This window comes from Mesorhizobium sp. M1399, from assembly GCF_040317735.1.
Lineage (GTDB): Bacteria > Pseudomonadota > Alphaproteobacteria > Rhizobiales > Rhizobiaceae > Mesorhizobium.
Genome location: NZ_JAMYKZ010000002.1, coordinates 203,997 through 219,080 on the forward strand (window position 1 = coordinate 203,997; position 15,084 = coordinate 219,080).

At 62.8% G+C, this 15,084-nt stretch carries 10 protein-coding genes and 2 pseudogenes; 7 read left to right on the forward strand and 5 right to left on the reverse strand.

Annotated elements, in window-relative coordinates; translation table 11 throughout:
- The first annotated feature begins 175 nt into the window (after positions 1–175).
- Both NKH05_RS03485 and NKH05_RS03490 read left to right on the forward strand, forming a co-directional pair.
- Positions 176–962, forward strand: a pseudogene (locus NKH05_RS03485) (acetoacetate decarboxylase).
- Positions 955–2,111 (forward strand): annotated as a pseudogene (locus NKH05_RS03490) (patatin-like phospholipase family protein). The pseudogenes NKH05_RS03485 and NKH05_RS03490 overlap by 8 nt, the downstream one beginning before the upstream one ends.
- A gap of 24 nt (positions 2,112–2,135) precedes the next feature.
- Here NKH05_RS03490 and NKH05_RS03495 read toward each other — a convergent pair.
- The 3 genes from NKH05_RS03495 to NKH05_RS03505 all read right to left on the reverse strand — a co-directional run bounded on the left by NKH05_RS03495 (position 2,136) and on the right by NKH05_RS03505 (position 5,507).
- On the reverse strand, positions 2,136–3,161 hold the full coding sequence (locus NKH05_RS03495) for a transporter (RefSeq protein ID WP_353025033.1): 1,026 nt from the start codon (positions 3,159–3,161) through the stop codon (positions 2,136–2,138).
- Positions 3,162–3,245: 84 nt separating this feature from the next.
- Positions 3,246–4,850: an inorganic phosphate transporter gene (locus NKH05_RS03500; protein WP_023721322.1), complete on the reverse strand. Its 1,605-nt coding sequence runs from the start codon at positions 4,848–4,850 to the stop codon at positions 3,246–3,248.
- 120 nt (positions 4,851–4,970) lie between these two features.
- Complete coding sequence (locus NKH05_RS03505; RefSeq protein ID WP_352641294.1) at positions 4,971–5,507, reverse strand: TetR/AcrR family transcriptional regulator; 537 nt, start codon at positions 5,505–5,507, stop codon at positions 4,971–4,973.
- A gap of 150 nt (positions 5,508–5,657) precedes the next feature.
- Here NKH05_RS03505 and NKH05_RS03510 point away from each other — a divergent pair, with 150 nt between their 5' ends.
- Together NKH05_RS03510 and NKH05_RS03515 are read left to right on the forward strand one after the other, a co-directional pair.
- Positions 5,658–6,935 carry an efflux RND transporter periplasmic adaptor subunit gene (locus tag NKH05_RS03510; RefSeq protein WP_502905034.1) on the forward strand — a complete coding sequence of 426 codons (1,278 nt, stop codon included), beginning with the start codon at positions 5,658–5,660 and terminating at the stop codon, positions 6,933–6,935.
- Positions 6,932–10,015, forward strand: coding sequence for an efflux RND transporter permease subunit (locus NKH05_RS03515; protein ID WP_353025035.1), 3,084 nt, complete (start codon positions 6,932–6,934; stop codon positions 10,013–10,015). Before NKH05_RS03510 ends, NKH05_RS03515 begins: the two co-directional genes overlap by 4 nt.
- 70 nt (positions 10,016–10,085) lie before the next feature.
- On the opposite strand, the gene NKH05_RS03520 is transcribed toward NKH05_RS03515, so the two are convergent.
- Entirely contained in the window at positions 10,086–10,550 is a 465-nt protein-coding gene (locus tag NKH05_RS03520; RefSeq protein ID WP_023721319.1) for a L,D-transpeptidase, read from the reverse strand.
- Positions 10,551–11,153: 603 nt separating this feature from the next.
- On the opposite strand from NKH05_RS03520, the gene NKH05_RS03525 reads away from it, so the two are divergent.
- Positions 11,154–11,321, forward strand: coding sequence for a hypothetical protein (locus tag NKH05_RS03525; protein ID WP_352641299.1), 168 nt, complete (start codon positions 11,154–11,156; stop codon positions 11,319–11,321).
- Between the two features lie 78 nt (positions 11,322–11,399).
- Here the strand turns inward: NKH05_RS03525 and NKH05_RS03530 are convergent, their stop codons facing one another.
- Positions 11,400–12,086, reverse strand: coding sequence for a winged helix-turn-helix domain-containing protein (locus tag NKH05_RS03530; RefSeq protein WP_352788012.1), 687 nt, complete (start codon positions 12,084–12,086; stop codon positions 11,400–11,402).
- A gap of 46 nt (positions 12,087–12,132) precedes the next feature.
- On the opposite strand from NKH05_RS03530, the gene NKH05_RS03535 reads away from it, so the two are divergent.
- Together NKH05_RS03535 and NKH05_RS03540 are read left to right on the forward strand one after the other, a co-directional pair.
- The gene (locus tag NKH05_RS03535; RefSeq protein WP_352788054.1) at positions 12,133–12,912 is read left to right on the forward strand and encodes a response regulator; all 780 of its coding nucleotides are present in this window, start codon (positions 12,133–12,135) and stop codon (positions 12,910–12,912) included.
- Between the two features lie 39 nt (positions 12,913–12,951).
- A complete protein-coding gene (locus tag NKH05_RS03540; RefSeq protein WP_031194628.1) occupies positions 12,952–15,039 on the forward strand; it encodes a PAS domain S-box protein in 2,088 nt (695 codons plus the stop codon).
- The last annotated feature ends 45 nt before the right edge of the window (positions 15,040–15,084 follow it).

The following is a 15,084-nucleotide window of genomic DNA, read 5'->3' on the forward strand; positions in this document are numbered from 1 at the left end:
ATGCTGGTGTGCGTCGCAGCATGACCATGCCATCGCCGTGTGTCGGCGCGATTACAGCGCTGTGGCAGTCCAACGGCCTTCAGCTGCTGGCGGCTGACACGGCGTTGTCATGGTGCCGTGCAAGATAACCGGTGCGCACTCGCGCGGTCATTCCTGCAGTACATGGGGGAGCAGCTTGGAAATCGCCGATGTCGTGAAGCGCGCCTATGCGATGCCGCTCACCAAACCCGTCCTTCCCGCCCGGGCCCTACCGTTTCTTCGACCGCGAATACGTCATCATCACCTATCGTACGACGCGCGAAGCCCTCGAGGCCGTCGTGCCGGCGCCGCTGGAAATCGACGAGCCGCTGGTCAAATACGAGTTCATCCGCATGCCGGATTCTACCGGCTTCGGCGATTATACCGAGACCGGGCAGGTCATCCCGGTCCGCTTCCAGGGCCAGCATGGCACCTATGTCCACTCGATGTTTCTCGACGACGATGCACCGATTGCCGGCGGACGCGAGCTCTGGGGCTTTCCCAAGAAGCTTGCCAGCCCGAAGATCGTGCATGAGGGCGAGGTGGTTGTCGGCACCTTGCATTACGGCAGCGTTCTGTGCGCCACCGGCACGATGGGCTACAAGCACAGGCCGGCCGATCACGGCCAGATTCTCGCCTCGCTCGCGGCGCCCAATTTCCTGATCAAGATCATCCCGCATGTCGACGGCACGCCGCGCATTTGCGAGTTGGTGCGCTGTCACCTCACCGACGTGACGTTGAAGGAGGCCTGGACAGCGCCGGCGGCGCTCGATCTCAGGCCCCATGTCATGGCCGACGTGGCGCGGTTGCCAGTGCTCGAGATCGTCTCGGCGGTTCACTTCATCGCCGACCTGACGCTCGGCCTTGGCGAGGTGGTTTACGACTATCTCGCCGGACGCGAGCGGTCAGTCAGTCCAAATCTGGAGGCATTCAGCCGTGCTTGAACGCAACACCAAGAGGGCCGTCGCCACCATCGAGGAAATCTCGGCGCAGTACGACCGCGTCGCGCTGGTGTTCCAGGGCGGCGGTGCGCTGGGCGCCTATCAGGCCGGGGTGTACCAGGCGTTGGCCGATGCCGGCTGCGAACCGACCTGGTTCTCCGGCGTGTCGATCGGTGCGATCAATGCAGCGATCATAGCCGGCAACGAGCCGAGCCGCCGGCTGCAGCGGCTCGAGCAGTTCTGGCAGACAATCTCCGGGCGCAAGATCTGGGCCTATACGCCGGAGGGCGACGTCTACCGGGACATCCGCAACCGCACCAGCTCGTGGATGACGATGACGATGGGCCAGCCCGGCTTTTTCAAGCCGCGCCATCCCAATCCGTGGTTCGAGCAGCCAGGCACCGAGGGCGCTACCAGCTTCTACGACACCGTCGAGCTTAAAGAGACGCTGGAGAGCCTGATCGATTTCGACGTGCTCAATGACGGCAAGAAGCGGCTCAGCGTCGGCGCGGTCAATGTCAGGACCTGCAATTTCGTCTATTTCGACACCGAGAAGGTGCGCATCGGGCCGGAGCACGTCATGGCAAGCGGCGCGCTGCCGCCGGCCTTCCCGTCGATCCTCATCGAAGGTGAGCATTATTGGGACGGCGGCATCGTCTCCAACACGCCGCTGCAGTATTTGCTCGACCAGGAAGAGGACCGCAGTTCGCTGGTGTTTCAGGTCGATTTGTTCAGCGCCCGCGGCGCCTTGCCGCGCGGCATGGCCGATGTTCTGTCACGGCACAAGGACATCATGTATTCAAGCCGCACACGCCAGAATACCGACAACTTCCAGCGCATCCATGCGCTGAAGATGAAGCTGCTCGATGCGCTGAAGCGCGTCCCCGTCGAGTTACTGAAAGAAGGGGAGCAGGAATTGATCGCGGACTATCGGATGCCGGCGTGGTCAACATCGTCCACCTGATCTACCAGCACAAAGGCTATGAGGGGCACGCCAAGGATTACGAATTCTCGGGCACCTCGATGCGCGAGCATTGGGAGATGGGGCTGGAAGACACGCAGCGGACGCTGCGCCATCGCCAATGGCTGACACTGCCGACCAATGTCGAGGGCGTCGCCATCCACGACCTGCACCGCGAAGATCCGACTTAAAGCGCGCCGCGCGCCTGACCGGCCTCAGAACCGCAGTTTGGCGCCGGCGCGCAGCAAAAGCCAGTAGAACAGGCCGGTCGCGCCGACCGCGAGCAGCATCGTCAGGATGAAGCCGCTGGGGCTGTCGGTGAATGGCAGCCCGCCGGTGTTCATGCCGAATATGCCGACGATCAGGGTGCCCGGCAAAAGCAGCGGGCTCATCACCGCCAGCGCCTTGAGGCTGCGGTTCGATTCGTCGGCAAGCTCGGCCGCAAGCTCCTCCTGCAGCAGCCTTGCCCGGTCGTTGATCATGACGACCTCCCGGTCGAGCCGTTCCAGGCGGGCAGCAAGCCGGCGCAGAACTTCATGTGCGCCGGCGGAAAGGTTCCAGGCGGAACGGTCTTCATCCTGGAAAAGTGCTGCCAGGGCCGAGATCGGCCGATGCAAGGATACGGCAAGGCGGCGCACATCCTTCAGCTGTCGTCTTTCGTCGGCAAGTCGCTCGGTCACGAGATGGTCCTCGACCGCATCGAGCCGCTTCGTCGCCGCGGCGAGCCGCAGGCTGGTGGTCTTGCAAAAAGCCATGACCAGCGTTTCGAACAGCTCGAATGCTGTGGCGGGCCGCAGCCCCGCGGCAAGGGCGGTGTGCACTTCCTCCACCGCCGCGAGCGGATGGCGGCGGCCGGTGACCAGCAGCCGCTCCGAGACCGCAAAATGCAATCTGCCGATGGTCGTCGACTGATGGGCGATCTCGCCATGCAGGTCGGCGGAAATGCCGTGGACGACGCCATTCTCATGCGCCAGCACCAGGCTGTCCTCATGTCCTTCGAGGATTGCATGAGCCGACGCCGGCAGCGCGCAGGCATGGCTGACCCAGGAATGGGCGCGCCGGTCGACAAGGTCGACATGCAGCCAGACCCAGCCGTCCAGTGAGGCCAGCGCGGCCTCTGTGTCCCGGGGCGCCAGCGATTCGGGAGCTTTGCCGGGAGCGGCATGATAGGCCCAGACCAGCCCGGGGGCATGATGCTGGTCGTCCGCGGCAAGCAATGTCAGATGCGATGCGTCATTCATGGCCGCCGCCGAGACAATGCACGTTCAGGATCTGGGCGGCGCCGGAGCCGGCGCCGCGACATTCTGGCCAAGTCCTATCCCCGCTCAGAATATCTGGCGGAAGATGACGAACAGCACGAAGGCAAGACAGATGGAGACCGGAAGGGTCAGTATCCAGGCCATCAGCATGTTGCGCACTGTCGACCATTGCAGGCCCGAGCCGTTCGCCGCCATGGTGCCGGCAACGCCCGACGACAGCACATGGGTGGTCGAGACCGGCAGGCCGAGATAGTCGGCCGATGCGATGGTCGCCATTGCAACAAGCTCTGCGGACGCACCCTGGCCGTAGGTCAGATGGCTTTTGCCGATCTTCTCGCCGACGGTGACGACGATGCGCTTCCAGCCGACCATGGTGCCGAGGCCGAGCGCCAGCGCGATGGCGACCTTGACCCAGAGCGGGATGAACTTCGTCGCGTTGTCGACCGCCTTGTGATAGGTCGTCACCGCCTTCAGGTCGTCGGCCTCCATCGGCAGCAGCTTCTTCTTGTCGATCAGTTTCAGCGCTTCACCGATAAGATAGATGTTGTTGCGGGCGTTGCTGACCAGCGTTGTCGGCAGCTTTTCCACGGACGGATAGGGCGACAACATTGCGCTAGTGTCGTGGATGAAGCTCTGCAGCGCAGGCGTGGTCTCGTCCTTCCAGGTCTTGGTGCGAACGGCGTCACCGACCACGGTCGCCGCGTCGGTCACGGCGACGCCGGGCTTGACGTATTTGCCGAGTACCGTTTCGACCTGCGTCGCCGCCGATTTGTAGGCTTCGAGATAATTGATATCCGGCGTGCGGTTCAGCGCGAAGGCGGTCGGCACCACGCCGATCAGGATGAGCATGATGAGGCCCATGCCCTTTTGCCCGTCATTGGAGCCGTGGGCAAAGCTGACGCCGGTGCAGGTGAAGATAAGCAGCGCCCGGATCCACAGCGGCGGCGGGGCGCTCGACTTCGGCGCCTCGTAAAGCTCGCGGTTCCTGACCAGCAGCTTCATCACCAGAAGCAGCAGCCCAGCCAGGCAAAACCCGACCAGCGGCGAGATCAGAAGCGACAGGCCGACATTGCTTGCCTGCGACCAGTCGATGCCGCTGGTGATGGAACCGGCCGGCGCCGTGAACTGGTTGGCGAGGCCGACGCCGATGATCGAACCGATCAGCGTGTGCGAGCTCGAGGCAGGCAGGCCGAGATACCAGGTTCCGAGGTTCCACATGATCGCTGCGACCAGCAGCGCAAAGACCATGGCCAGCCCGGAGCTCGATCCGACCTGAAGGATCAGTTCGACCGGTAACAGCGAAATGATGCCGAAGGCGACCGCCCCGCTGGCGGTGAGCACGCCGAGGAAGTTGAAAAAGCCGGACCACATCACTGCAAGCTCGGCCGGCATGGAATGGGTGTAGATCACCGTTGCCACCGCATTGGCGGTGTCGTGAAAACCGTTGACGAATTCGAAGCCGAGCGCGATCAGCAGCGCCAGGCCAAGCAGAATCCACGGCACCGCGACGGTGCTGGTCAGGTCCTGGCTGAGCGCGTAGCCGACATAGGCAAGGCCGCCCAGGATGATGACGGCAAAGGCCGGCAGAAACCATTTGCCGGTGCTGTTTGGCCGGTCGAGCGGATGCTCCGGCCTTGGAATTCCTGCTTCGCTGGAAACAATATCGACCATACCCCACTCCTCTTGCGTTGCAGCAAAGAATGGGAGGACGCTATGTCGGCACAATGAAGCCTGTGTGACGGCAGAGCACTTTGAGATTGGAGCAGATAGTGCTGGACGGTGGTTCCTGATCTATTCCGCGATCTCCAGCAGGGTCGATATCAGCAACCGGCGCTCGTCGGCGGAGAGAATGTCCGAACCGAACAGGTTCATGCTGCGAAGCCCTTCGATAGCGAGATAGCAGACCAGCAGCGCCTTGAGATTCGGCGTCTCCTCCTTCAGCCGCTCGAACACTTGCCGCCTGAACGATTTTATCGGCGTCAGGAAATCGGGATCCTCGGCAATCGCCGAAAATATCCAGGTCGCCGACGGTTTCGACTCCTCGGCATGCTCGGCCGAAAGCCTGATATAGGCCGCAAGCGGGCTCTCACCGCTGACGCCGTTGGTGCGGGCGGCCTCAAGCGCCTGTTGGAACGCGCTGAGATAATCCTCCACCAGCGCCTGCATCAATTTCGCCTTGGTCGGGAAATTGTAGAGAAGACCACCCTTCGACACGCCGGCACGGCTGGCGACCGCATCCAGCGACAGGCTGCCGGGACCCGTCTCGCGCGCCACGTCGGCGGCGGCGGCGAGGATCTTCTCGCGCGAATTTGTTCTGCGGGCCTTCATCAATCGTTCCCCATTCATTAGCTTAAGCGGAATTGACAAGACCGTCCAGACGGTACAGTAAGATTGCCGTCATTTGAAATTGGGACCAGTCACAGGTATGTGTTCCGGTCATCCGACCGTTATGCTGGGCCATGGCCGAGGGGACTGTTCGTGATCAAGCGCTTCATCATCGCCTTCATTCTGCTCGTGCTGGTGTGCGGCGGCATCGTCGGCTTCAACCTGTTCCGCGACAATGCGATCAAACAGTTTTTCGCCACCATGAAGCCGCCGGCCGCGACCGTGTCGACGGTCATCGTCAAACCGATGTCCTGGACGCCCGGCGTCGAGGCGATCGGTACTGTCAGTGCCGTGCGCGGCGTCGACCTGACCGTCGAAACCGCGGGTATCGTCAAGGACATCCAGTTTCATGCCAATCAGAAGGTCGCCGCCAACGCCGTGCTGCTGCAGCTCGACGATGCCGTCGAGCGGGCCGACCTCGTGGCGTCGAAGGCGCAAGCCACATCCGACCAGACGACGCTGATGCGCGCTCTTGAGCTGCAGAAGCGCGGGGTCGGCACCGACGCTACGCTGGACACGGCGCAGGCGGCAGCATCGGTCTCCTCCGCGCAGGTAAACAAGCTGCAAGCGGTGCTCGACCAAAAGCAGTTGACGGCCCCTTTCAAGGGCACCGTCGGTATTCCGAAAATCGACATTGGCCAGTATCTCACACCCGGCACCGCCGTGGTGACCTTGCAGGACATGGACACGATGCGTGTCGATTTCACCGTGCCGGAGCAGCAGCTTCCGCTGCTGAAGATCGGACAGACGGTGCGGCTGGGCATTGGCGGCGGCGACATGCCGTTCGCCGGCATCATCCGCGGTATCGATCCGAAGATCGACCCGACGAGCCGGCTGGTGACGGTGAGGGCGGAGGTCGCCAATCCTGAAGGCAAGCTGACGCCCGGCCAGTTCGTCCAGGTGCGTGTCGAACTGCCGGAGGAGAACAACGTGCTGGCGCTGCCGCAGACTGCGCTGACCTCCAGCCTGTACGGTGACTTCGTCTTCGTGGTGCGCCCGGCCAAATCCGCAGAAGTCAACGGCGCGGCTCCCGAGGCAAAGCCGGAAGAAAAACCAGCCGCGGATGCTGCCAAGCCCGCTGCCGAAGCACCCGCGGCAAAACCCGAAGAAAAGCCGGGCGCTACCCCAGCCAAACCGGCAGCGGAAGCCAAACCGGCAGCGGAAGAACAGAAGCCGCAGCTCGTGCTCGCCCAGGTGTTCGTCAAGCCAGGCCGCCACAACGCCGGCCTGGTCGAGATCCTGGAAGGCATCCAGCCCGGCGACGAAGTCGTTACCGCCGGCCAGAACCGGCTCTCCAACGGCATGTCCGTTGCCGTCGACAACACAATCGATCCGAGCAAGCCGGGGAACCAGCAGGCAGCCCAGCAATGAGCTTTTCCGACCTCTTCATCCGCCGCCCGGTCCTTTCGACCGTGCTTGCCTGCATGATCCTGCTTCTGGGTTTTCAGGGCATCTTCAACCTTTCGATCCGGCAGTATCCAGAGGTTGAAGAAACGGCCATCACGATCACCACGGCCCATCCCGGCGCCAGCGCCGACCTGATCCAGGGGTTCATTTCCGCGCCGATCGCGCGTGCTGTCGCTTCGACCGAAAACATCGATTATGTCACGTCGGCGAGCCGGCCGTCATCCAGCACCGTGACAGTGCAGATGAAACTCGGCTCCGACCCCGACGTTGCGCTGAACGAAGTCCTGTCGAAGGTTCAGAGCGTTCGCGGCGATCTGCCGGACGAAACCAAAGACCCGGTGATCGTCAAGGGCACCGGCCAGCAGTTCGCGATGATGTACATCTCGATGCAGAACCCGAACATGACGCCGGAACAGCTCACCGAATATATCGAGCGCGTCGTGCGGCCGCGTATGTCGACGGTCGAAGGTGTTGCCGACGTGCAGATTTTCGGCGCCGCCGAATATTCGATGCGTGTCTGGATCGACCCGATCAAACTGGCGGCGCGCGGTGTGACGGCGGCGGAAGTGCTGACCGCCATTAACGAATCGAATTTCCTCTCCGCGCCCGGCGATACCGAAAACGAATATGTGGCTTCCTCGATCACGGTTCGCTCGACCCTGCAGACGCCGGAGGCTTTCGCTGCCCTTCCGCTCCGCTCGAAAGACGGCAATGTGGTGAGACTGCGCGACGTGGCCCGCGTCGAACTCGCCGCGGTGAACACCGACACCAGGGTCACCTTCAACGGCAAGCCCGGCATCTTTCTCGCCATCTTTCCGACGCCGGCCGCCAATCCACTGACCACCGCGGCGGCGATCCACAAGATTGTGCCGACGATCCAGGAGACGCTGCCGCTCGGCATGACGATCGAGATCGTCTATGACTCGACCGAGCAGATCAGCGCGTCGATCGAGGAGGTGTTCAAGACCATCGGCGAGGCGGTCGCCATCGTCATCGTCGTCATCCTGCTCTTCCTCGGCTCGTTCCGCTCGGTGCTGATGCCGATCGTGACCATTCCGCTGTCGCTGATCGGCGTCTGTTTCCTGCTGTTTTCTTTGGGTTATTCGATCAACCTTTTGTCGTTGCTGGCCATGGTGCTGGCGATCGGACTGGTTGTTGACGATGCCATCGTGGTGGTGGAAAACATCCACCGCCACATGGAGGAAGACGGCTTGTCGCCGATGCAGGCGGCTTTCAACGGCATGCGGGAGATCTCCTCCGCCGTCGTCGCCATGACGATAACGTTGGCCGCCGTGTTCGCGCCGCTGGCCTTCACCGGCGGCCTGACAGGCGCACTGTTTCGCGAATTCGCAGTGACGCTTGCCGGCTCGGTGGTCCTTTCGGGTGTCGTTGCCCTAACCGTCACGCCGATGATGTCGGCACGCATCCTGAGGGCCGGCTCGCACAGCCGCTTCCAGCGCATTGTCGACAACACGTTCGGGCGCGTCGAAAACGTCTATGAGCGGCTGGTCAGCGGCTCGCTGAAATATCGCCCGGTGACGCTGATGATCGTCATCGCACTGGTCGCCACGACCGGCTTCATGTTCACCAAGACCGCGAGCGAACTGGCGCCGGAAGAAGACCAGGGCTTCTTGCTGTCTATTGTGAACGCACCGCGCTATGCGACGTCGGACTACACCGAGACCTATGTGAACCAGATTCTCGGGCTAGTGAATGATATCCCCGAAACCAGGGCGCGGTTCTCCGCCGTCGCGTTCCAAGGCCCGACGAACAGCGCTTTCGTCGGCTTTGCGTTCAAGGACTGGGCCGAGCGCGCGCGCAGCTCGAAGGAACTTCAGGAAGACATCACTGCCCGCCTTGCCAAGGTGGCGGGCGTCGAGGCTTTCGTCTTCGCACCGCCGACACTGCCCGGCTCCGGCGGCGGCCTGCCAATCACGATGGTGGTGCGCTCGACCGGCGAGGCCTCCCAAGTGTACGAGGCGGCCGAGAACATCAAGAACAAGGCGCAGGCCTCCGGTCGCTTCCTCGCGGTGCAGAATTCGATGTCCTACGATGCGCCGCAAGTGACGGTGACGATCGACCGCGACCGCGCCGCGGCACTCAACCTGCCGATCGCCGATATCGGCCGGACGCTGACCCTCTTGGTCGGTGGCGCCGAGGTGGCGCAATTCGACCGCGAATCCAACAGCTACGACATCATCCCGCAGGTGCCGCAGAGCTTTCGCGACAATCCCGAAAAACTGGGGGAGTATTTCGTGCGCAGCGTCTCGGGTGAGATGGTGCCGCTCTCTGCGGTGGTGAAGATCTCGACCAACGCGTCGCCGGCGGCGATCGAGCAGTTCAACCAGTTGAATTCCGCAACGATTTCCGCCCTGCCGCTGCCTGGCGTCACCACCGGCGACGGTTTGAAAGCGATCGAGGATATCGCCAAGGAGAGCCTGCCCGACACTTTCTTCATCGACTATACCGGCCAGTCGCGGCAGGAGAAGCAACAGGGCTACACGATCATCATCGCCTTCGCGGCAGCCGTTCTCGTCATCTATCTGGTGCTGGCGGCGCAGTTCGAAAGTTTCCGCGATCCGTTGATCATCATGATGGCGGTGCCACTCTCGATCTTCGGCGCGATCGTGCCGCTTAATGTCGGGCTCGGCACCCTCAACATCTACACCCAGGTCGGCTTGATTACGCTGATCGGCCTGATCACCAAGCACGGCATCCTTCTGGTCGAGTTCGCCAACCAGCAGCGTGAAATGCACGGCATGCGGCGGCGCGATGCGATCATCGCGTCGGCCAAGGTGCGGCTGCGGCCGATCCTGATGACGACGGCGGCGATGGCGCTCGGAGTGGTGCCGCTGATCATCTCCAGCGGCGCTGGTGCCGCGGCACGCTATTCGATGGGCCTGGTGATCTTCACCGGCATCCTGGTCGGAACCATGTTCACGCTCTTCGTGGTGCCGATGTTCTACACGTTTATCGCCAGCAAGGACCTGCCGCATCACGCCGAAAAGCCGGACCCCAAGCTGATGCCGGTGATGCCGGATTAGATTGTACTAACATTGCACAATAAAGAAGGCCGGATTTCCGGCCTTTCTTGGGAGCTACGAAAAGCATCGCTCATTTGACGATGACGATGCTGGTGTTGGCCGGGCCGAAGACCTCGACGAGCTGATAGAAATCGGCGGCGTTGTCCGGATGCAGACGCACGCAGCCATGCGAGGCCGGCTGGCCGAGGCGCTTGATGGCGCTTGTCGCATGTACGGCGTAGCCGCCGCTGAAGAACACCGAATGCGGCATCGGGGCGTTGTCGTATTTCTTCGAATACCACATTTCATGCATGCGGGTCGGCTTGAACGAACCGGTCGGCGTGACGTGCGTCCTGTCGCCGGTCGAGACTTTCCAGGCGAATGTCGGCCGGCCGTCGACCAGGATTTCCATGGTCTGCTGCGATAGCGACACACGCGCGACGATCTTGTTGGCGGCGGCGTGGGCTGCGCTGTTGCCGGCACTGACAAGCAAGGCAGCACCGGTGATGACGGCGGCGGCGATGTTGATGAGCTTGGCGGAAATGGCGGTGTACATGATGTCTCCCCTATTCTGCCGGTCGGGGCCGGCTCAATTCGATGACCGGCTTATCGGGGCGTCATGTTTCGAGCCGATTTCGCTAGATGCTCGTTTGTGTTTCGATTCTGTTTCCCCCGGGTTAACAGAAAACGCCGTGCAAAGCGGCTTACAGCTGTTGGACGTCGTCATGACAGCGGCGGCGTGTTTGCCTAAGCGGATCAGCCAAACCGCGGCACGAATACGCGATTGTCTTTCGTTTGAGAGGAATTCCACCTGACTCCGAAACCGAGCTGCAACAAAGCGCGGCCTCGGCGGCATGATCCGGATACAGCGAACGGGCAAAGTTGACGTAACGAAAACAGCGGGCAACGAACGATCGGAAGCCAACACTGTTTTCGCTACGGTCTGGATTGTCTGGACAGTTTCCAGCCTGCGCGTCGACCGGCTCAAGCCCCTCTGGCGGGGGCGGCTTAGAGCCGTTGAGGATGCGCGGCGCCTCCGGCAACTTGCAGCCGAGAGGACCGAAGGCCCGCGCCGCAACGGGGGGCTCCGCTGGCGGCGCGGGGGCTTCGGGGGTTCCCCTGAAGCGCCCGTAAATCCCAATTTTGAGGAAAGAACAGGATGAAAACGAAATTCGCCGCTTCCGTGCTTTCTGCCCTGCTCTACGTGCAGGGCCTGCTCGGCATTGCCGGCCTCGCAACCGTGCTGCTGAAGGAACGTGCGCATGCCGGCGAGGTCAGCACGAACAGTGACATGCCGTCAGGCCCGTCGCTTCTCGTGGCGCGCTGAGGAAAGAGCATCGGACCCAAAAGCGGGAACCGGTTTTAGGAAAATCCGATACTCAAAAAAGGGGTGGCTGTCCTGCATTCAATCGGCGAATTGCGTTGGCGGATCGAACCGGTAACCCGCACCCCGTATGGTGGTGATGGTTTCGGTGTCGAGCTTGCGGCGCAGCCGCACGATGCGCGAATCGATCGACCGGTCGAAGGCTTCGGCATTTTCGGCGGGCGCGGCGGCGATGATGTCGTCACGCGTCAGCACCTTGCGCGGGCTGGCCAGGAACAGCCTGAGCAGCGCCACCTGCCCGGCGGACAGCTGTTCTTCCGTGCCCGAGCGGTGCATGACGATGGCCGACCGGAGATCGACGGTCGCGTTCTCCAGCACGATCAATTCCCCGGCGTTCCTGCCGCGCCGAGCCAGCAGGCCGCCAACGCGGGCGGCAAGCTCCCTGACATTGAGCGGGCTTTCGACGACGTCGGCGGCGCCGAGCTCGAGCGCCAGCACCTTGTCGACCAGATCGGCCGGGCGGCAGATCAGGATGAAATCCGGTCCACCTTCGCCGCCATGTCGCCTGAGCAGGTCGCGCCCCTCCGCCTGGCTGACGCTGTCGCCGACAACCACGACATCGATACCCTTTTCAGAAAGCAGCGATTCGGCTTCCCACGGCTGTCGCGCGGCGCGGACGTCATGACCGCGTCGCTTGAGATGATCGGCGAGATCGGTCGCAATTACTTCAGCGACGGAAACAAGCGCGATGACGGATCGTGCAGCCATGTTTTTCTACCCCGCATACGGCAACCCAAGAAGAGTGCTGGACATCATGTTTATACCCAATCTACTTTCCGCTGAAAGCGGGAGCGAACGCATCGTGCGGGCACGAATTGTCATTGTCGAGGACGAGCCCGACCTGAGGGACGCGGTCGCCGAGTATCTCGGCGCCAGCGGCTATGATGTGGCCACGGCCGAAAGTGCGGTGGCGGCGCGCGACCTGTTGGAAGCCCAGTCCTTCCATCTGGCCATTCTCGACATCGCCATGCCGGGCGAGGACGGCCTGTCGCTCGGCCGCTGGATGCGGTCGAAAATGCCGATCGGCATCATCTATGCGACGGCCGCCGGTACCGCGCTCGACCGCATCGTCGGACTGGAGCTCGGCGCTGACGACTACATCGTCAAGCCTTACGAGTTGCGCGAAGTGCTGGCCAGGGTGCGCAGCGTGCTGCGCCGCGTTCCGGAGCCGACCGAACCACAAAAAGCCAAGGCTGAAACATCCGGTGGCCGCCGGTCCGTGAGCTTCGGCGCCTTTCACGCCGACCTCGACGGCCGGCTCGTCACCGGCGCCAACGGTGCGGTCATCGACATGGCCAAGAGCGAGTTCGACGTGCTGGAGGTGTTCCTTACCCGCGCCAACCGGCTGTTGACGCGGGCGGCGATCTCCGAGGCGATCGGTTTCGTCGAGGACGCGGAATCGTCCCGCGCCGTCGACATCCGCATCATGCGGCTGAGAAAGAAGATCGAGGCGGATCCGGCCAATCCGAAATTCCTGCGCACGGTGCGCGGCGAAGGCTATATCTTCTCGCTGCCAGCCGGCGAAAATAACTGAGGCCTGGCGGCTTGAGCAAGCCACTGCCAGGAAATGACCATGACGGCTGAAACAGCACGCGCGGACTCGCAGGGCGCCAGGCAGGGCGCGGCGATGGCGGCCGTGCATGTGGTTCGCCGGCTGCGCGAAGCCGGCGACTGGCAGCGCGAGATGGAGGGTATCCTCCAAACGCTTTGCGAAGCCATGGATTGTCACCGCGGCATCCTGTTTCGCCTGCGCGAACTGCCCGGCCAGGGCTTCGCCCAGTCGGTCGCCGCTTATTGGATCGCCCCCCGGTTTGGCGGCGAGCTGGCGTCACCGACCGTCATCATGCAGTCGGTCGTCGATTCGGACCCATTGCTGGAACAGCTGGCGGAGGACGAGCGCCAAGGCAAGATATTCGCCGGGCACACACGCGATCTCGAAGGCTTTCTGCGGACCGATTTCGAAAAGCAGAACATCAAGTCGTTCCTGTCGGTGTCGGTCTTTTCGCACGGCAATTTGTGGGGCACGCTGGCGGTCAACGACTGCGTCAACGAACGCGAATGGACCGACCAGGAAGAGGCGGCGCTGCACATGGTGGCACTCGCCATTGGCGACGCCATCGAACGGTCGCCCTCCGACGCGCATGCCAGTGACGTCATTCGCCGCACCATGCTGCAGGCCTCGCTCGACGCCATCATCGTCATCGACGAGACCGGCTCGATCATCGAATTCAATCCGGCGGCCGAGAAGATGTTCGGCTATCGACGCAGCGATATCCTCGGCAAGGACCTGCTCGACACGGTCGTGCCGGAATATTACCGCAAAGGCTATGCGTCGGGCGCCGAATACATGTCGGGCCGCGGCGCGCCGATGGTCGGCCAGCGGCTCGAAACGGTCACCCAGAATGCCGCCGGCGAGGTTTTTCCGATCGAGCTGACGGCGACCGAGATGCGGGTCGCCGATCGCCATCTGATCTTCGGCTCCATCCGCGACCTGCGCGACAGATTGCGCGCTGAGGAGGAAATCAACCGTCAGCGCGAAAAACTGCACCAGAACGAGAAGATGGCGGCGATGGGCTCGCTGCTTGCGGGGGTTTCGCACGAGCTCAACAACCCGCTGGCCGTGGTCGTCGCCCAGTCGACGCTGCTGCATGAATTCGCCGCCGATCCGCAGACCAAAGTACGCGCCGAAAAGGTGCGCGCCGCTGCCGAGCGCTGCGGCCGTATCGTCAAAAGCTTCCTGTCGATGGTCCGCCTGCACCCGACGGCGCAGGCCGAGACCGACCTCAACCAGGTGATCCGCGCGGCACTCGAAGTGACCGCCTATGGCGCGCGATCAAGCGGCATCATCATCGACACCGATTTCGCCGGCGGCCCGCTGCTGGCCATGGCCGATGCCGACCACGTGACGCAGGTAGCCGCCAACTTCCTCATCAACAGCCAGCATGCCTTGGCCGGCATTGCCGGCGACCGGCGGATCAAGGTCCGGACGTTTCGCAGCGACCGCGGCAATCCCGGATTCTCGGTCGAGGACAACGGGCCAGGCGTGCCGGAAGCGATACGCTCACGCATATTCGAATCCTATTTCACCACCAAGCCAGTCGGCGTCGGTACCGGTATCGGCCTGTCGATTTCCAAATCGATCATCGAGCGGCACAATGGCAATATCTGGTTCGAGGAGGTTTCGCCGAGAGGCGTGCGTTTTGTCGTGCAGTTGCCGGCGATCGCTGCCGGCGCGGTCGCCGCCGGCGACAGTCCGTCGCGGTCGAGCGGCTTGCGTCACGCGCTGATCATAGACGATGAGCCGGATGTCGCGGCGTCGCTGTCCGACATTCTGGAGTTGATGGGCATCAAGTCGCGGATCGTGCCGGCCTGGGTCTCGGCCGCCGCGACCCTGAGCGGCCACATGCCGCCGGACATCGTGTTTTCCGATTTGCGCATGCCCGGCACCAGCGGCATAGCCGCCTATCGCGAGCTGCTTGCCGAAATGCCGGATCTGGCGCGGCGTTTCGTGCTTGTCACCGGCGATCTGATCGGCGCAAAAGGCGAAATCGAGGCGCTGCCGGCGCCGCAGCGGCCGCCAATCCTCGAAAAGCCGTTCAGCACGCTGGATGTGCGCGGCGTGCTCTCGGCCATTGCCGAGCAGGTCGCTTTGGGCGGCTAGACTCCCAGAGAGACAAAAAGGAAAGAAAAAAGGCTCCCAGCCGAC